The sequence below is a fragment of the Qipengyuania gaetbuli genome (assembly GCF_020171365.1).
Taxonomy (GTDB): Bacteria; Pseudomonadota; Alphaproteobacteria; order Sphingomonadales; family Sphingomonadaceae; genus Qipengyuania; species Qipengyuania gaetbuli_B.
Map to the genome: position 1 here is coordinate 2,262,201 of NZ_JAIUZO010000002.1, position 18,303 is coordinate 2,280,503.

The window sequence follows — 18,303 nt, forward strand, 5'->3', positions numbered from 1 at the left end:
AATTCACCCAGGCGGATGATCGGAATTCCGTCCTATCACGCGATAGCCGCCATGGTCGTGACCGTCGCCATGTTCGTCGCCTTTGCCCGCGGCCGCATGTCAGTGGAGATCGTCTCCCTGCTGACAATCGCAGTCATCGCGGTCGGCCTCTATTTCTTCCCGCTCGACGGCAACGACCCGACCGACGGGCTGCAGCTCGCCTTCTCCGGCTTCGGCCATTACGCGCTGATCACCATCTGCGCGCTGATGGTCATGGGGCGGGGACTGGTGGTGACCGGCGCGCTGGAACCGGCTGCCCGCTTCCTGGAGAGAATGTTCAAGTTCAACCTCCAGCTGGGTCTGCTGTTCTCGCTGGTGGTCTGTTTCGTCCTGTCGATGTTCATCAACAACACGCCCGTCCTCGTGTTGCTGATCCCGATCTTCGTGGCGCTTGCCGAACGCGGCCTGCTGCCTGCTTCCAAGACGCTGATCCCGATGAATGCCGCATCGCTGCTGGGCGGGTTGGCGACCACTATCGGCACCTCGACCAACATCCTCGTCGTGTCCATCGCGGTCGACCTGGGGATGGAGCGGATGGGCGTGTTCCATTTCACCCCGATCGTGATCTTCGCCTGCCTGATCGCGCTGCCCTTCGTCTGGCTGGTGATGCCGCGCATGCTGGGCGACAACCGTATCGCGCAGGTCCACGCGCTGCGCCGGTTCGAGACGCGCTTGCGCGTGACGGAGAATTCCATCCTCAACGGGCGCGAACTGTCCGAAGTGGCCTCGCGCCTGCCCGACGGTATCGAGTTCCACGAGGTCCCGCGCGGCCTCATGCGCCCGCATCACCGGCTGCGCATGACCGGTACCCACCAGGCGATCGAGGAGGCCATGTCGGTGCTGCGCGGCGATGCCGCACCGAGCTGGGTGATCGACCGCATCCGCCGCACCTCGCACGACCAGGGCATCGACATCGCGGTCGTCGAAATGACGGTCACGGCGGATTCGCGCCTGATCGGACGCACCTTGCCCAGTTCCGGCATTGCCGACCTGTACGGGGTGGCGGTGATCGGCACGCACCGTCCTGAACGGCTGCTGGGCGAGAAGGACAGCTATTCCGAAGGCGGCGACCTGCGCTTCATGGAAGGCGACGTGCTGCTGGTGATGGGCCTGCCCGACGATATCGAGCGGTTCGAGCGCGCGGACAGCCTTCTCACGCTGGAAGGCCGCCGTGAATTGCCGCGCCGGTCGAAAGCCGTGCTCGCCGCGGGCATCATGGGTGCATCGGTCGCCCTGGCATCGGTCGGCCTGCCCTTCTTCGGCAGCGAAGGCTTCTACTTGCTCAAGGTGCCGATCGCGATTTCCGCGCTGCTCGGCGCGATCCTGATGTTCGTCACCGGCTGCGTGAAATTCGACCGCGTGGGCCGGGCGCTGTCCGCCTCGGTCATCGTGCTGGTCGCGGCCAGTATCGCGCTGGGCCGCGTGATCCTCGAAAGCGGTGCGGCGGACTGGATCGGCCTCGTCATGTCGAGCGGGCTGCAATACCTGACCCCGGCAGCGGCGCTGGCGGTGATCATGCTCACCATGACCTTCATCACGAATTTCGCGTCCAATGCCACGGCAGCGACGGTCGGCACGCCCATTGCCTTTGCCATCGCGACCCAGCTTGGCCTGCCGCCCGAACCCATGGTGCTGGCCGTGCTGTTCGGCTGCAACCTCTGCTACGCGACGCCGATCGCCTACCAGACCAACATGCTCATCATGTCGGAAGGCAGCTACGAATTCGGCGATTACGTGCGCACGGGCGTGCCGCTGGTCATCATCATGGTGGTCACGCTGTCGGCCGCGCTCGTCTTCACTTACGGGTTGTAGGGCTTTCCTACGGCCTGCCGCCGTGCCAGACAGGCGCGGCCAGAGGGGCGATGGTCGGGGGCGGGGAATTTTGCCCCAAGGACCGTGTTCCAAGTGTTCCATGCTGTGGGGGAGAAACCCGTGAAGTCCTACATCCGTCCAACAAGCCTTGCCGCGTTTGCGATTGCCTTTGCGGCCCCTGCCTCGGCGCAGGACCTGCGCGCCTCGCTGGCCGAAGACATGCCCGACCTGATGGAGCTTTACCGCGACCTCCACGCCAATCCCGAACTCAGCTTCGAGGAGTACAAGACCTCCGCCAAGCTCGCCAAGCGGATGCGCGCGCTCGGCTTCGAAGTGACCGAAGGCGTGGGCAAGACCGGTGTCGTCTCGGTGATGAGGAACGGTGACGGGCCCACGGTCCTGCTGCGCGCCGACATGGACGGGCTGCCGGTGGTCGAACAGACCGGGCTGCCCTTCGCCAGCAAGGTCATGGCGACGCCTGCCAGCGGCGTGACGACGGGCGTGATGCACGCCTGCGGCCACGATACCCACATGACCGGCTTCATCGGGGCCGCCCAGCTGCTCGCCGAACGCAAGGACGAATGGCAGGGCACGCTGGTCATGGTCCTCCAGCCTGCCGAGGAAGCCGGCGGCGGTGCGCGCGCTATGCTGGCCGACGGGCTCTATACCCGTTTCCCCAAGCCCGATTACGCCATCGCCTTCCACGATGCGGCGGCGGACAAGCCTGCCGGCAGCATCGGCATTTCGCCGGGCTATGCGCTGGCCAATGTCGACAGCGTCAACATCACAGTGAAGGGCGTCGGCGGCCACGGCGCCTATCCGCACACCACCAAGGACCCGATCGTGCTCGCCAGCGCCATCGTCATGCGCCTGCAGACGCTGGTCAGCCGCGAACTGTCGCCGCTGGAGCCGGGCGTGGTGACGGTGGGTAGCTTCCTTGCCGGGGCCAAGCACAATATCATCTCGGACGAGGCGCGCATGCAGCTGACCGTGCGCAGCTATTCCGACGAAAGCCGCAAGCTGCTGCTCGACGGGATCGCCCGTATCGCCCGCGGCGAGGCGGTGGCGGCAGGCATGCCCGAAAACCTGATGCCGGTGGTCGAGGTGCAGGAAGACTTCACGCCCTCCACCTACAACGATCCCGATTTCGCCGAACAGCTGCTCGCCAGCTTCGCCGACCGCTTCGGTGCCGACCGCGTCGGCACGCAGCCGCCGGTAATGGGGGGCGAGGATTTCAGCGAATACCGCCGTGCAGATCCCGACAACATCAAGTCAGTGATCTTCTGGGTCAGCGGTACGCCGGACCACATGCTCAAGGCGCTGAAGGAAGAGGGCAAGCCGCTGCCTTCGCTGCACTCGCCGTTCTGGGCGCCCGATGCCGAAAAGGTGGTCGCGGCCGGTGCGGAAGCGCTTGCCGGTGCCGCGCTGGAGCTGATGCCGCGGAGCGGGGGCTGAGCCAAAAATTTACGGCCGCCGCAGCTTTGGGGGTGCTGCGACGGCCGTTTCTCCTCCCCAGGAGAACTGGTAATTAGCTGTCCGAAGGCACGTAGGTGCCCAGGCGGTGGTGGAGCGCGTTGATCTTGGCGAGCTCCTCCCGGTCATCCGTCGCCCTCGCGTAATGCATCAGGGCGGTCCGCAGCAGGCGGAAGTCGGCGGTGGAGAACAGGGCGCGTGCGCGGCCCGGTTCGGTCTTCGGGGCTTCGTCGGTCATCGTCGTCATCCTTCCTCTCCTCAGGCAGCTGCGAACTGGTTCATGGTGTTGTCCTTGCCGCCGGCCTTGAGGGCCGCTTCGCCGGCAAAGTATTCCTTGTGGTCATCGCCGATGTCCGAACCGGCCATGTTCTGGTGCTTCACGCAGGCGATACCCTGGCGGATTTCCTCGCGCTGGACGTTCTTGACGTAACCGAGCATCGCCTGTTCGCCGAAGTACTCCTTGGCGAGGTTGTCGGTGCTCAGCGCGGCCGTGTGGTAGGTCGGCAGCGTGATCAGGTGGTGGAAGATTCCGGCACGCTTTGCGGCATCGGCCTGGAAGGTGCGGATCTTCTCGTCGGCTTCGGCGGCGAGTTCGGTACCGTCGTAGTCGATGCTCATCAGCTTGGCGCGGTCATAACCCGACACGTCCTTGCCTTCCTTCTCCCACGCATCGAAAATCTGCTGGCGGAAGTTCAGGGTCCAGTTGAAGCTGGGCGAGTTGTTGTAGACCAGCTTGGCATTCGGGATCACCTCGCGAACACGATCGACCATGCCGGCGATCTGTTCGACATGCGGCTTCTCGGTCTCGATCCACAGCAGGTCTGCACCGTTCTGGAGAGCGGTGATGCAGTCGAGCACGCAGCGGTCTTCACCCGTTCCGGCGCGGAACTGGTACAGGTTGCTGGGCAGGCGCTTGGGCGAAAGCAGCTTGCCGTCGCGGCTGATGAAGACCTGGCCATTGGTGATGTTGGCCGGATCGACTTCGTCGCAGTCGAGGAAGCTGTTGTACTGGTCGCCAAGGTCGCCCGGTTCGGTCGAATATGCGATCTGCTTGGTGAGGCCCGCGCCGAGCGAATCGGTGCGTGCGACGATGATGCCGTCGGGAACGCCCAGTTCGAGGAAGGCGTAGCGGATCGCGCGGATCTTCTGGAGGAAGTCCTCGTGCGGAACGGTAACCTTGCCGTCCTGGTGGCCGCACTGCTTTTCGTCCGACACCTGGTTCTCGATCTGGAGCGCGCAGGCTCCAGCCTCGATCATCTTTTTGGCGAGCAGGTAGGTCGCCTCGGCATTGCCGAAGCCTGCATCGATGTCGGCGATGATCGGCACGACGTGCGTCTGGTGTTCGTCGATTTCGCGCAGCAGGCGGTGCGTGTTGACTGCGTCACCGGCTTCCTTGGCCTTGTCGAGTTCGCGGAACAGGCCGCCGAGTTCACGGGCGTCGGCCTGCTTGAGGAAGGTGTAGAGTTCCTCGATCAGGGCAGGAACGCTCGTCTTCTCGTGCATCGACTGGTCGGGCAGGGGGCCGAATTCGCTGCGCAGGGCGGCGACCATCCACCCCGAAAGGTAGAGGTAACGGCGCTTGGTGCTGCCGAAATGCTTCTTGATGCTGATCATCTTCTGCTGGGCGATGAAACCGTGCCAGCAGCCGAGCGACTGGGTGTAGTTCGCCGGGTCGCGATCGTAGGCTTCCATGTCCTCGCGCATGATCTTGGCGGTGTACCGCGCGATGTCGAGGCCGGTGGGGAAGCGGTTCTGCACGGCCATGCGAGCAGCGCTTGCTGCGTCGATGGCTGCCCAGCTGTCGCCATTCTTGGCGATGGTCTGGCCGAGTTCGGCGATGCGGCTCTGGTAGGTCATGCGAATCTCCTGTCGTCTTGGCACTGTGGCCTTGAGAGGAAGATGTGCCCTCGGGCGTTTGCATGACAGGGAAATTTACAGAATTTGTTGTCTAATTGGCGCGTTCCTGCCAACTATAGCTGTAAAGATGTAAAGGAATTTACAATATGGCCGACGAGGCGCTCCTTGCAGGGCCGGCGATACGTCGCCTCAGAAAGCGCGAGAACCTGACCCAGGCAGCCATGGCGACGCGCCTGTCGATTTCGCCCAGCTACCTCAACCTGATCGAGCGCAACCAGCGCCCGGTCAGCGCGCGCGTCATCATGGCGATGGTCGAACAGTTCGAATTCGACCCCCGGTCCCTGCGCGAGGACGAGGCAGTGGGCGGTCTCGACGGGCTGATGCGCCGGCTGGCGGACGAACGGTTCGCCGACCTCGCCATCGACCGGGACGAGGCGGAGGAGTTCCTTGCGACATCGCCGCAAATCGCTGCGGCCTTCGCGCGCCTCTATGACAAGGCGGGTGCGGGCGCGGACCTGTTCGATGATCCGCTCGCCGCGTCGCGGCGCGAGATCGAGCGCTGGCGCAACCATTTCGCAGACCTCGACACGGCGGCAGAAGAACTGGCCGACGAAATCCGCTTGTCACGCGGAGATATCGGGGTCGCCCTTACGGACCGCCTTCGTGAACGGCACCAGCTGTCCGTCCGCATCCTGCCGGCAGAGGTCCTGCCGGACAGGCTAAGCCGGCTGGACCTCCATGCGCGCCAGATCCAGCTGAACGAAATGCTCAGCCCCGCATCGCGCAATTTCCACCTTGCGACACAGCTGGCCCAGCTCGAACAGCGCGACGAGATCGACGCCATCGTGCAGGGTTCGCGGCTGGAGGACGATGCGGCGCGGCAGTTGTTCGCCCGGCACCTGACCGGCTACTTCGCCGCCGCGCTGATCATGCCCTATGGCCGGTTCCTGCGCGCCTGCGAGGCGACCGGATACGATTTACCGGTCCTCCAGCGCCGCTTCGGCGTGACCTTCGAGCAGCTCGCCCACCGCCTGACGACGCTGCAACGGGTCGGCCAGAGAGGGTTGCCTTTCTTCATGGCGCGCCTCGACCGGGCGGGGCAGTTTTCCAAGGTCTTCGTCGGTGCCAGCACGGCCCGCTTCCTCGACGGGGAGGTGAGTTGCCCCTTGTGGGCGGCGCATCTGGCTTTCGAACGGGGCGGGGAACTGCAGGTGCAGTTTATCGCGCTCGACGATGGCGGAGACAGGCAGGGTGGCTGGCTGACCATGGCCAAGAGCCCTGTGGGCAGCGGGGCCAAGGGCGAAGCGCGCTACTCCGTCGTCCTCGGCATCGAAGCGGTCCTGGCAGGCGACCTGGCACAGGCGCGGGGCGTTTCGCTCCGCCCTGCCGACGCCCAGCCGATCGGACCGGGCTGTGCGCGCTGCCACCGCGAGAACTGCGCGCAGCGTTCGCTGCCGCCTCGCGGCCGACACCTCAGTTTCGACCGGATGAGCCGCGGGACCACGCCGTTCCAGTTCGGCGAGCGTTAACCAGTCACGTGGGAACCGCCTGCAAGCGCGCCGCGTTTTCGCCACAATACAAGCAATTGTGGGAAGGCAAGTACCAATGGCAGAAGAACGTATCACGGAAACGCGTACGCCCGATGGCAATACGCACACCACCCATACCGTCGTGACCGACGAACCGCGCCGCAGCGGTGGTTCGGGCTGGCTGATGGCGCTCGTCCTGCTGGTCGTCGCAGTCGTGGCGGTCGTTCTCTTCACCCAGATGGGCGGGGCGGAGGTCGCCAAGGACGATGCCATCGCCAATGCCGCCAATGAAGTAGGCGAAGCAGCCGGCGCCGTAGGCGAAGCTGCGCAGGATGCAGGCGAGGCGGTCGAGGACGCAGTCGACAACTAACCCGGCCCGAAAAACACTCGAAACGGCGTCCTGTCACCGCGACAGGGCGCCGTTTTTCATTGGTGTAAAATTTACCGACAGTTCACCATTCCAATGGTAAGGCTGGCCTTAACCAAGCCCGAGGCCGCCGCAGAACGACGATGTTTCGAATTTTCAAGCATTACATCCCTTACGAGGTGATGCTTCTGTGCGCGCTGGACCTGCTCTTGCTGGTCCTCGCGGGCGAGGCGGGCTGGCACCTGCGCACTTTCCAGCTGCAGATGGACCCGGGACCGTTTCGCGACCGCTTGCCGGCCGTCATCGGCTTTGCCGTCATCGTTTGGCTCGCGACCATTGCGGTAGGCACTTACACGCCGATTGCCCTTCGCTCGATGCGCTTTGCGACCGCACGCATGTTCGTGGCGCTGGGGCTTGGCATCTTCGCGATTTCCTTCGTCAACCTCGTGTTGCCCGGTACGGCGCTGTGGCGCTCCATCCTGCTTTACGCGATGGCGATCGGCCTGGTGCTGCTGGTCGTCAACCGGCTGCTGATGTCGCGTATCATCGACAAGGACGCGTTCAGGCGGCGGGTGCTTGTGCTGGGGGCAGGGCCGAGAGCGCAAAAGATCGTCGACCTGTCGCGCAGGCCCGATGCGGGCTTCAAGGTGCTTGCCTGCCTGTGGATGGGCACCGGCCCGGGCGAAAAGATCGAGGGTGCGCTCGAGCGCGCTTCGGTCGGGGACCTCGGCAAATATGTCGCCAGCATCGGGGCGCAGGAAGTCGTCCTCGCCATGCAGGAACGGCGCAATGCGCTGCCCTTGAAGGACCTGCTGCGGGTGAAGACCAAGGGGGTCGATGTCAGCGACCTGTCCGGTTTCCTCGAACGCGAGACTGGCAGGCTCGACCTCGATACGCTCAACCCGAGCTGGCTCATCTTCTCGGACGGGTTCACTGCCGGCCAGCGTCTGTCCTCTATTGCCAAGCGCGCCTTCGATGTCGTGGTCAGTCTTGTCCTGCTGGTGATGACCCTGCCGTTGATCCTCCTCTTCGCGCTGCTCGTGAAGCTGGAGAGCAAGGGGCCAGCGTTCTATCGCCAGCAGCGCGTTGGCCTGTTCGGCCAGAATTTCATGATCCCCAAGCTGCGTTCCATGCGCCAGGATGCCGAGGCGCACGGCGCGAAATGGGCGGAGAAGGACGACCCCCGCATCACGCGTGTCGGGCGCTTCATCCGCACCGTTCGGATCGACGAACTGCCGCAATTGTGGAGCGTGCTGAAGGGCGAAATGAGCTTCGTGGGCCCGCGTCCCGAACGCCCGCAATTCGTTCGCGAGCTCGAGGCCGAACTGCCCTATTACGCCGAACGCCACATGGTGAAACCGGGCATCACCGGCTGGGCGCAGATCAACTACCCTTATGGCGCGAGCATGGCCGATTCCCGCCGCAAGCTGGAATACGACCTGTATTACGCCAAGAATTACTCGCCCTTCCTCGACGTGCTGATCCTCCTGCAGACGGCGCGCGTCATCCTCTGGCCGGATGGGGCCCGCTGATGGAATGGGTCGGCAGTCTCGGGTCCGTGCTTTACGCGGTCGGCGCAATGGTTTGCGGCCTTGCCGCACTGTGGGTTGCGCGTTTCGGTGCAAGCGAAAGGCCGGACCGCTGGGCCGGCGTGGCAGCGCTCGCCCTGACGGCAAACTGGTGCTTTGCGGCGGCCAGCTTCCCGCCCGACCGGTTGGCCGTCTCGCTGACGGAAGTGGCGCGCAACCTTGCCTGGATTTTCGTCCTCTTCCGCTTGTTCGCGAATGATGGTCGCGACGAAAGCCTGCGCCTTGTGCGACCCGCGGCAATTGCCTTGGCGCTGGTCGAGACCTTCCAGATCGCCCTGTTGATGCTGGCACGGCGCTATGCTGGCTGGCCCGATGCTAGCCTGATGGTGTTCGAGACCGCCGCGATCCTGCGCGTCCTCACTGCGGTCGGTGCGCTCGTGCTGATCCATAATCTCTACGTGGGTGCGGCATTGTCCTCGCGCCGCCTGCTGCGCTGGAATGCCGCGGCGATGGCGGGGATGTGGGCGTTCGCGCTCAACTTCCACACGCTGGCCTATCTCACGGGGGGAGCGCCGCCGGAACTGGTGGCGGTACAGGGGCTTGCCGCGGCGATCATCGCGATACCCTTCGCCATCGGCTACAATTCGAATGCGGCGGGCCTCGAGTTCCGGCCCTCGCGTACGCTCGCTTTCCGTTCGCTCTCGCTGCTGGTGATCGGCGCCTATTTCGCGGTCATGCTGGTGCTGGCGAATTCGCTCGACCTGCTCGAAGGCGACGTGCGTGCCCTGACGCAGGTCGGCCTGCTTATCGCGGCCGGCGCGCTGGCGCTGATCTGGCTGCCGTCCGACCGGATGCGCGGCTGGATGCGGGTGACCGCGATCAAGCATCTCTTCAAGCACCGCTACGATTACCGGAGCGAGTGGATGCGCTTCACCAATACCATCGGCCGCACCGGTTTCGACGAGACCAGCCTGCAGGAACGCACGGTGAAGGCGCTGGCCGACATTACCGACAGTCCCTCGGGCCTGCTTCTCGTTCCTGATGACGACGGCTCGCTGGTGCTGGGAGCTAGCTGGTGCTGGCCGAACGCGGACATCCCGCACCGCGCCATGCCGGTCGAACTGGCCACCATCCTCGAACGCGAAGGCCTGATCATCGATTTCGACGAGGCGCGCAAAGGGGTCGAACACCACGGAGAGCTCGAATTCCTGCCCGAATGGCTGCGCGAGGAACGGCGCGCCTGGGCTGCCGTGCCGCTGCTGCACTTCGACCGCCTCGTGGGCGTCATCGTGCTCGCCAGGCCGGCCATCACGCGCGATCTCGACTGGGAGGATTTCGACCTTCTCGGCATCGTCGGACGGCAGCTCGCCAGCTACCTTGCCGAACAGAGCGGACAGGTCGCCCTTTCCGAGGCGAGCCGGTTCGACGAGTTCAACCGCCGCATGGCGTTCGTCATGCACGACATAAAGAACCTCTCGAGCCAGATGTCGCTCCTGATGCGCAATGCAGAACTGCACGCCGACAAGCCCGAATTCCGCAAGGACATGCTCGTGACGCTGCGCAACAGCGCGGACAAGCTCAACCTCCTGCTCGCGCGGCTGGGACGCTATGGCACGGCCGGTAACCAGGCAGTCGAGCCGCTCGATCTTGCGCAGGTCGCAAGGAAGCTGGTCGACCAGTTTGGCGGGTCCCACCCGATCGGCATCGCACGATCGGAACAGGCAGTCGTCGTCGCCCATGCCGAGGGTCTGGAACAGGCGCTCGCCCATCTCGTCCAGAACGCCATCGATGCAAGCTTCGACGAAACGCCGGTCACGATCGAAGTCTTCAGCGACGGCATCACTGGCCAGATCCACGTGATCGACCAGGGCAAGGGCATGAGCCCGGCCTTCCTACGAAACGGCCTGTTCAAACCCTTCGTCAGCTCCAAGGACGGCGGTTTCGGCATCGGCGCCTACGAGGCGCGCGAGACGATCCGCGCCATGCAGGGCCGGCTCGACGTCGAATCCCGCGAAGGGCTGGGGACCCGTTTCAGCGTCAGCCTGCCGCTGCGCTCCGCACAAGCAATCTACCAAGGGTCCGGCACCCCGACCAAGGAGACCGTCTGATGGCCGAGGCGAAACCCAAGCTGCTCATTGTCGAGGATGACGAAGGACTGCAGGCCCAGTTGAGGTGGGCCTACGACAATTACGAGGTGGTCATTGCGGGCAACCGCGACCAGGCGCTTGCCGCGCTGCGGGCGGAAGAGCCGGCAGTCGTTACGCTTGATCTCGGCCTGCCGCCGGATCCCGACGGGACGACCGAAGGTTTTGCCGTGCTCGATGCGATCATGGCGATGAAGCCCGACACCAAGGTCGTCGTCGCCAGCGGCCACGGCGCGCGGGAAAGCGCTCTCCAGGCGATCGATCGCGGGGCCTATGACTTCTACCAGAAGCCGGTCGACATCGACCAGTTGGGCATGATCGTCGACCGGGCCTTCAGGCTTCATGAAATCGAAGCCGAGAACCGGCGGTTGTCGGCCAAGGTGGGCGAGGAGAAGACGGTTCTCGGCTCGATGATCACCGCCGCCCCCGAGATGGCGAAAGTGGCAAGGACGATCGAGCGTGTCGCGCCGACGAATGTTTCGGTCATGCTCCTCGGTGCAAGCGGTACCGGCAAGGAGCTGCTCGCTCGCGGTCTTCACGAGGCAAGCGACCGGCGCAGCGGGGCCTTCATCGCCATCAATTGCGCCGCGATCCCCGAAAACCTGCTCGAAAGCGAACTCTTCGGGCATGAAAAAGGCGCATTCACCGGGGCGGTAAAGACCAACGAAGGCAAGATCGAACTGGCCGACGGCGGTACGCTGTTCCTCGACGAGGTGGGCGACATCCCGCTGCCGCTACAGGTCAAGCTGCTGCGCTTCCTGCAGGAACGCGTCATCGAACGGATCGGCGGGCGCAAGCCGATTGCGGTCGACACCCGCATCGTGTGTGCGACGCACCAGGACCTTGAAGCGATGATCGCGGAAGGCACTTTCCGCGAAGACCTGTTCTACCGCCTCGCGGAAATCGTCGTGAAAATCCCGACGCTGGCCGAACGCCCGGGAGATGCCGTCCTGCTGGCAAAACATTTCCTGTCCCGATTCAGCGCGGAGATGAACCCGCAGGTGAAGGGTTTCGCGCCCGATGCCCTTGCGGCCATCGATAGCTGGGGCTGGCCGGGGAACGTTCGCGAGTTGGAAAACCGCGTGAAGCGGGCGGTTATCATGTCGGACGGCAAGCTGGTCGGCGCCGAAGACCTCGATCTTGGCGGGGACGAAGAGGCTGGCGAACTGGCGCTCAATCTCAAGCAGGCGCGCGAAGAGGCCGACCGGAGGATGATCCGCAAGGCCCTGTCGCGCACGCAGGGCAATATCTCCAATACCGCCAAGCTGCTCGGGATCAGCCGTCCGACGCTGTACGACCTTCTGAAGCAGTATGACCTGCAGGACTGATTTCCGACTGGCTGCGGTTCTCGCAGCGGCCTTGGTTGCAGGTTGCGGCGAAAGCGGCGGGACCCGCGACGGGATCGAAAACCTGCGCGACCAGGTGGAACGCGGCGATGCACGGGCAGTGCAGTTGACGCTTGAAGAGCTCGCGGCAGCGGGCACGCCCCGGACCGACTACGCTGCATTGGCAGGCAAGGAGGCGCTGGAACGCGGCGACTTGGTTGCCGCTCGCAAATGGCTCGGTGATGGCGAGTTCAGTCAGGAGACGGCAAGCGAAGGCTTCCGCCTGCTCAGCAAGCTTGCGTACCGCGAGGGTAACCTGCCGGCGGCCATCGAGGCGCTGGAACGGGCAAGAGCAGTCGCCCCGGATGACCCGGAGCTGTGGGTCGATGTCGGTCGGCTTCGCTACAACATCGGCAACCAGTTCGCCGCGCTCGATGCGGCGCAAAAGGCAGTGGAGCTCGGACCGGACAATGCCGCCGCGCTGCGGTTCCGCGGCCATCTGGCGCGCGATAGCGAAGGAATGGTCCCGGCGGCGGAGTGGTTTGCAAGGGCGCGGCAGGCGGCGCCTCGCGACCAGGAAGTGCGGCTTGAACATGCTGCCGCCCTGCTTGATGCCGGCGACATCCCGCAGGCGATCGACCTGCTTTACGAAGAAGAGAGCGAAACGCCTGCAGCCCACTATCTGAAGGCGGTTGCTGCCGCTCGGAGCGGCGCGTTTGTCGAAGCGCGCGAGGCGCTCGACCGGTCGGGTGCGGTGCGCAGCAGGACACCAGCCGCCCGGTTGCTCTCGGCGATCATCGACATTGAGCGGGGGAACCTCGAAAGCGCGGCGCAAACGCTCAACCAACTGCAGCGTCTGCAACCCGACAATCGCAGGGTTGCGGAATTGCTCGCCTATGCCCTGTCGCGCAGCGGCGGCGAGGAGGAGCTGGTTTACCGCTTCGCCGACCAGGCGCGTGGACCACTCGGTTCGGTGTGGCTGCGCACGCTCGTGGGCCGTGCCTACGAGGCGCTGGGGGATCGGGAGCAAGCTGCCGTATTCCTCGACTTGGCCTCCACGCCGACTGAGGCACTGGCCGTTCTTCCGCCGACGGAAGCTCAAGGCGGGGCCGCGCTGGCCAAACGCGATGCGATCCGTGCGCGGATATATGCCGGAGACTTCCAGGCAGGGCAGGTTGCCGCGCGCTCCTTTACAGCTGAGTTCCCCAATTCGAGCGATGCATGGGCCTTGCAGGGCGATGCCGCACTGGCTGCCGGCGATCGCGTCGGCGCGCGTGAGGCCTATGGTAAAGCCGCCAGCATAAAACGTTCATGGCCGCTCGTCTTGCGGCTCTCTGCGGCATTGGAGAGCGAAGAAGCGGCGCGGGTTATTGCCGAATACGCCGCCGCAAACCCGGCAAACGGCCATGCCTCAGCGCTAGCCGCGAGCGCCTATGCCGAAGCCGGAAAGTGGCAGGAAGCCGCCGACCTCTTCGACCGTGCGCTGAAACGCGGAATGCGCGGCGTGCCATGGGTCCTTGCAGCCCGCAGTGTCGCTGCGGGGCAATTGGGCGAGGGTCAGGGCGCTGCCAAGCTGGACTGGGCGCTGGAGGCCTACGAAATGCAGCGAACAAGCCTGCCTGCCATAACGGCGCTGCTGGATGCCCTTCCGCCAGAGGACAGGACACTGCGCAGCGAGTTGCAGGCAAAGCTCGCCGCGCTTTCGCGCCGCTAGACACGGGCACCGCTCACGGGCAGGTGGGCCCTCATGGCACTCGCATCCATCGCCCGGGACCCGATGATCCGCTTTCTGGCAATTGCCATTGCGGCAGCGGCCTTGGTTCCCGCGACAGGCTCTGCACGTGAGATCGCGCAGCAGATCGCCAACGGGGCCATCTTCCTGCTCTTCCTGCTCAACGGCCTGCGTATCGACCGGCAGGACATCCTTGCCGGTATCGCGAACTGGAGGTTTCTCCTGCCTCTGGTCCTATGGGTGTTCGGCGCGATGGCGATTGCCGGTCTGGGGCTGTCACTGGCTGCGAATAGCGCGCTGCCCGCAGTTGTTGCACTCGGTTTCCTCTATCTCGGTGCGCTGCCTTCTACGGTGCAATCGGCGACGTCTTATACGTCGCTTTCCGGCGGCACGGTCGCGCTCTCGGTCGTCAGTGCGGCACTGCTCAACATCATCGGTGTATTCGTAACCGTGCCGATATTCCTTGCGCTTGGCGGAAGCGGCGAGGGCGCGGTCGGCAACGAAGTCATCGTCAAGATCCTCACGATCCTCGTCCTGCCTTTCGCCATAGGGCAGGTGTTCCAAAAGCCCGCTGCCCGGTTCACGGCGGGCAACCGGCAGCGCATCGTCTGGATCGACAGGTTTGTGATCGCAGTCGCAGTCTATGTGGCCTTTTCCGGCGCCGTTGAGCAGGGCCTGTGGTCACGCATGGACGGGTCGGGCTGGACAATCGTCCTTGCGCTGGTCGGACTGTTCCTCGCTATCGGCCACTTGGGTGCCTGGGCCGCTGGCGGCATGCTCGGCCTGCGACGCGAAGACCGCATCGCTTTCCTTTTCGCAGGAGCGCAGAAGAGCGCAGCGGTAGGAGCGCCGCTCGCGACGATCCTGTTCCCGCCCGCCGTGGCCGGTTTCATCGTGATGCCGCTGCTGCTTTACCACCTGTTCCAGCTGGTGCTGGCCGCGCCCCTGTCTACGCGGCTGGCCCGTCAGCCTCGACCGGGTTGCGACGGTTGTACCGCACCGACCACCAGAAGCTGAGCCCGATCAGGATTGCACCGATCAACCCGGTAATCGTCTCCGGAATGTGGAACTTGGCCGAAACCAGCATGATCGCGCCGAGCACGATGATCGCCCAGAAAGCGCCGTGTTCGAGGAAGCGGTAGGCTGCCAGCGTACCCTTGCGGACCAGATGGATGGTCATCGAGCGCACGAACATCGCGCCGATCGACAGGCCCAGCGCGATGACGACCATGTTGTTCGACAATGCGAATGCCCCGATGACGCCGTCGAAGCTGAAGCTAGCGTCGAGCACGTTGAGGTAGAGGAAGCCGCCGAGACCGCTGCGCACCACGGCACCCTGCAGTTTGTGCGCTTCCTCTTTCATTTCGAGGATCGTGTTGATCCCTTCGACTGCAATGAAGGTCACGAGGCCAAGAATCCCGGCGACGAGAAAAGTCAGCGCTTCGGCTGGTTCGAGCAGGTTCGAAATACCCCACATCACCAGCAGCAGGATTGCGATTTCAGCTGCGGGCAGTGCGGCAAATTTGGACAGGTTGCGCTCGATCACGGATATCCAGTGCACTTCCTTGTCGAGGTCGAAAAAGAACTTCAGGCCCACCATCGCAAGGAATGCACCGCCGAAACCGGCGATGCCGACATGCGCGCTCGACACGATGCGCTCGTACTCGTCCGGCTGGTTGAGCGAGAGGTTGATCGTCTCCAGCGGTCCAAGCCCTGCAGCTATGGCCACGATGGCGAGCGGGAAGACCACGCGCATCCCGAACACCGCAAAGGCGATGCCCCAGGTCAGGAAGCGGCGCTGCCAGACCTCGTCCATTTCCTTGAGGACCGAGGCATTGACCACGGCATTGTCGAAGCTGAGCGAAATTTCGAGGACCGAGAGGACCACGATGATCCACAGTAGGGACAGCGTCCCGGTCACCGTACCGGTCGCGCTCCAGCCGTACCAGGCGCCAAGGCCAAGGCAGATGAGAGTGAAAAAGAGAGAAAAGGCGTAGAAACGCCAGATGGTTGCGAGCATCTTTTCGGTCCGGGTCTCAGCTTTTGGGCTGGTAGGTCTGTTCTTGCGACGGGAAACTGCGTGAACGCACTTCTTCGGCATAGGTTGCAACCGTGCGGTCGATCACCTCGGCGATGTTTTCGTATTTCTTCACGAAGCGCGGAACGCGCTCGAACATGCCGAGCATGTCTTCCGTCACGAGGACCTGTCCGTCACACTGCGCGGACGCACCGATGCCGATAGTGGGGCACGATACCGCCTTGGTCGCTTCGATCGCGATGGGCTCGACAACACCTTCGATCACGATCGCGAATGCGCCTGCTTCGTCGAGCGCCTGTGCATCGCCGACAATCTTGTCCGCCTCTGCATCGCTGCGCCCGCGCGCCATGTAGCCGCCGAGCACGTTTACCGCCTGCGGGGTCAGGCCGACGTGGCCCATGACCGGAATGCCGCGCTGGTTGAGGAAAGCGACGGTTTCGGCCATCTGCTCGCCGCCTTCCAGTTTGACCGCCGCGGCGCCCGACTGCTTGAGGAGGTAGGCAGCGTTTTCGAACGCCTGTTCCTTCGACGCCTCGTAGGAACCGAACGGCATGTCGACGACGACGACCGAGTGATAGCTACCCCGCACGACGGCAGCCGCATGGTTCGCCATCATCTCCAGCGTGACGGGAATGGTCGATGGCAATCCGTAGATCACCTGCCCCAGTGAATCCCCGACCAGCAGGATGTCGCAATGCGCATCGAGGATCTGCGCCTGACGCGCCGTATAGGCGGTCAGCATGACCAGTGGTTCCTTTGTTTCGCCGTCTGCCTTGTGAGCGCGAATCTTCGGTACCGTGAGCCGTTTCATCGGCTGGGGCGTGGGGTTGGCGCGGCTGGTGCTCGTATCGAGCTGGAATGTGGTCGACATTGGCGTGCCCTAGCAAGTGCAGGGGAGAAGGCAAAGCAACGCTTGGACACCGCGTGGTATCCATGCTTAAAGCCCGCCCCGAGGAGCGGCGACCGGGAGCGCTGCGGGAAACAAGGGATTAGGACGACAAATGGTCGCGACTTCTCAAACCACGGGCGAGGGCTGGTCCTCGCGTAGCGCATTCATCCTTGCCGCGGTCGGCGCGGCAGTCGGGCTGGGCAACATCTGGCGCTTTCCGACTCTGGCCGGCGAAAGCGGGGGCGGCGCCTTCGTCATTTTCTACATCGGCTGCGTGTTCCTGCTGGGACTGCCGCTGGTGCTGTCCGAGATTTTCGTCGGCCGTGTCGGCCAGACCGATGCCGTCGGTTCGATCCGCAAGGTAGCCGTGCAGTCGGGCGCTTCGCCGAGCTGGTCGATATTCGGCGGAATCGGGGCGATCGCGGCATTCCTGATCGTGTCGTTCTACTCGGTCGTAGCTGGCTGGGTGCTCTATTATGCGGGCATTATGGGCTGGGACTTCCTCCAGGCGATCCTGTCCGGCGACCCGTTCCGCGGTGCATTGGCAGGAGAGAGCCAGGAACAGATCCAGCAGCGGCTCGGCGACATGTTCGCCAGCCCCGGCCTGCTGCTTGCCATGCACTTCGCCTTCATGGGGCTGACCTTTTACATCGTGGCGCGCGGCGTCAGCTCGGGGATCGAGAAGGCTGCTACCTACCTGATGCCCGCCTTCTTCGTCCTCCTGCTCGGGCTCGTGGTCTACGGCGCGATCGAGGGTGACATCGGCGATGCGGTGGCATTCCTGTTTACGCCCGACTGGTCGAAGCTGACCCCGCAGGTCATGAACTCGGCCCTGGGACAGGCGCTCTTCTCGCTTTCGCTGGGTGTTGCAGGGCTGATCACCTACGGTTCCTACATCAAGGAAAACAGCGGGCTGGGCGCGACGTCCGCGATGATTGCGGTTGCCGATACCGGCGTTGCCATCCTTGCCGGCCTGATGATCTTCCCGATCGTTTTCGCCGTCGGACTGGATCCGGCCGCCGGACCGACGCTGGTATTCCAGACGCTGCCCTTCGCATTCCAGACCATGCCGGGCGGCGCGTTGTTCGGGTTCCTCTTCTTTATCCTCATCCTCGTGGCGGCAGTCACCAGCTCGATCTCGCTGCTCGAAGTGCCCACTGCTTGGGGGATTGGGGAGCGCGGCTGGAGCCGTCCGAAATCGTCGGCGATCTTCGGCGGCGGAGCCTTTCTCATCGGGATTGCCTGCCTGCTGGGCTACAATGTCTGGGCCGATGTGCGCCCGCTGGGCTTCTGGTCGCTGTTCGAGAACACCGACATCCTCGACACGGTCGACGGGTTTACGGGCAAGGTCATGCTGCCGCTCGGCGCGCTGTTTACCTCGCTTTTCGTCGGGTGGAAGGCAGATACCAACCTGCTGCGCACGACGACCGGCCTGTCGCCTGCCATGTTCGGCCTGTGGCGTTTCCTGATTGCCTGGCTGTGCCCGCTGGCAGTCACGATCATCCTCGTGACGGGGCTTTTCCCCTCTATTCTGGGGGCCTGACATATTTGCCGCTTTTCCAGTCCGAA

At 64.1% G+C, this 18,303-nt stretch carries 14 protein-coding genes; 10 read left to right on the forward strand and 4 right to left on the reverse strand.

All coding sequences use genetic code 11. The features are described 5' to 3' along the window. Positions 1-15 precede the first annotated feature (15 nt). Positions 16-1,851, forward strand: coding sequence for an SLC13 family permease (locus LCL94_RS11690; protein ID WP_224832350.1), 1,836 nt, complete (start codon positions 16-18; stop codon positions 1,849-1,851). Between the two features lie 132 nt (positions 1,852-1,983). Further along, complete coding sequence (locus LCL94_RS11695) at positions 1,984-3,306, forward strand: amidohydrolase (RefSeq protein WP_224832713.1); 1,323 nt, start codon at positions 1,984-1,986, stop codon at positions 3,304-3,306. Positions 3,307-3,379: 73 nt separating this feature from the next. Here LCL94_RS11695 and LCL94_RS11700 read toward each other — a convergent pair whose 3' ends face one another. Beyond that, a complete protein-coding gene (locus tag LCL94_RS11700; protein ID WP_160606618.1) occupies positions 3,380-3,562 on the reverse strand; it encodes a hypothetical protein in 183 nt (60 codons plus the stop codon). A gap of 20 nt (positions 3,563-3,582) precedes the next feature. After that, on the reverse strand, positions 3,583-5,181 hold the full coding sequence (locus tag LCL94_RS11705) for an isocitrate lyase (RefSeq protein ID WP_224832351.1): 1,599 nt from the start codon (positions 5,179-5,181) through the stop codon (positions 3,583-3,585). Between the two features lie 146 nt (positions 5,182-5,327). On the opposite strand from LCL94_RS11705, the gene LCL94_RS11710 reads away from it, so the two are divergent. The 7 genes from LCL94_RS11710 to LCL94_RS11740 all read left to right on the forward strand — a co-directional run bounded on the left by LCL94_RS11710 (position 5,328) and on the right by LCL94_RS11740 (position 14,824). Beyond that, a complete protein-coding gene (locus tag LCL94_RS11710; protein ID WP_224832352.1) occupies positions 5,328-6,710 on the forward strand; it encodes a helix-turn-helix domain-containing protein in 1,383 nt (460 codons plus the stop codon). 76 nt (positions 6,711-6,786) lie between these two features. Beyond that, the gene (locus tag LCL94_RS11715) at positions 6,787-7,080 is read left to right on the forward strand and encodes a hypothetical protein (protein WP_224832353.1); all 294 of its coding nucleotides are present in this window, start codon (positions 6,787-6,789) and stop codon (positions 7,078-7,080) included. Positions 7,081-7,220: 140 nt separating this feature from the next. After that, positions 7,221-8,609, forward strand: a complete 1,389-nt coding sequence (locus LCL94_RS11720; RefSeq protein WP_224832354.1) for a TIGR03013 family XrtA/PEP-CTERM system glycosyltransferase — start codon at positions 7,221-7,223, stop codon at positions 8,607-8,609. Then, positions 8,609-10,714 (forward strand): XrtA/PEP-CTERM system histidine kinase PrsK, encoded by a 2,106-nt coding sequence (gene prsK / locus LCL94_RS11725; RefSeq protein WP_224832355.1) that lies wholly within the window; start codon positions 8,609-8,611, stop codon positions 10,712-10,714. The genes LCL94_RS11720 and prsK overlap by 1 nt, the downstream gene beginning before the upstream one ends. Further along, a complete protein-coding gene (gene prsR / locus LCL94_RS11730; RefSeq protein WP_224832356.1) occupies positions 10,714-12,078 on the forward strand; it encodes a PEP-CTERM-box response regulator transcription factor in 1,365 nt (454 codons plus the stop codon). The genes prsK and prsR overlap by 1 nt, the downstream gene beginning before the upstream one ends. Further along, positions 12,062-13,789 carry a tetratricopeptide repeat protein gene (locus LCL94_RS11735; protein ID WP_224832357.1) on the forward strand — a complete coding sequence of 576 codons (1,728 nt, stop codon included), beginning with the start codon at positions 12,062-12,064 and terminating at the stop codon, positions 13,787-13,789. Before prsR ends, LCL94_RS11735 begins: the two co-directional genes overlap by 17 nt. A gap of 33 nt (positions 13,790-13,822) precedes the next feature. Then, positions 13,823-14,824: a bile acid:sodium symporter family protein gene (locus LCL94_RS11740; protein WP_224832358.1), complete on the forward strand. Its 1,002-nt coding sequence runs from the start codon at positions 13,823-13,825 to the stop codon at positions 14,822-14,824. Here the strand turns inward: LCL94_RS11740 and LCL94_RS11745 are convergent. Both LCL94_RS11745 and panB read right to left on the reverse strand, forming a co-directional pair. Continuing rightward, positions 14,757-15,827, reverse strand: coding sequence for a DUF475 domain-containing protein (locus tag LCL94_RS11745; protein WP_224832359.1), 1,071 nt, complete (start codon positions 15,825-15,827; stop codon positions 14,757-14,759). The two genes, LCL94_RS11740 and LCL94_RS11745, sit on opposite strands and share 68 nt — an antisense overlap. Positions 15,828-15,843: 16 nt before the next feature. Beyond that, a complete protein-coding gene (panB, locus tag LCL94_RS11750) occupies positions 15,844-16,716 on the reverse strand; it encodes a 3-methyl-2-oxobutanoate hydroxymethyltransferase (RefSeq protein WP_224832360.1) in 873 nt (290 codons plus the stop codon). Between the two features lie 130 nt (positions 16,717-16,846). On the opposite strand from panB, the gene LCL94_RS11755 reads away from it, so the two are divergent. Beyond that, positions 16,847-18,277 (forward strand): sodium-dependent transporter, encoded by a 1,431-nt coding sequence (locus LCL94_RS11755; protein ID WP_224832361.1) that lies wholly within the window; start codon positions 16,847-16,849, stop codon positions 18,275-18,277. Positions 18,278-18,303 lie beyond the last annotated feature (26 nt).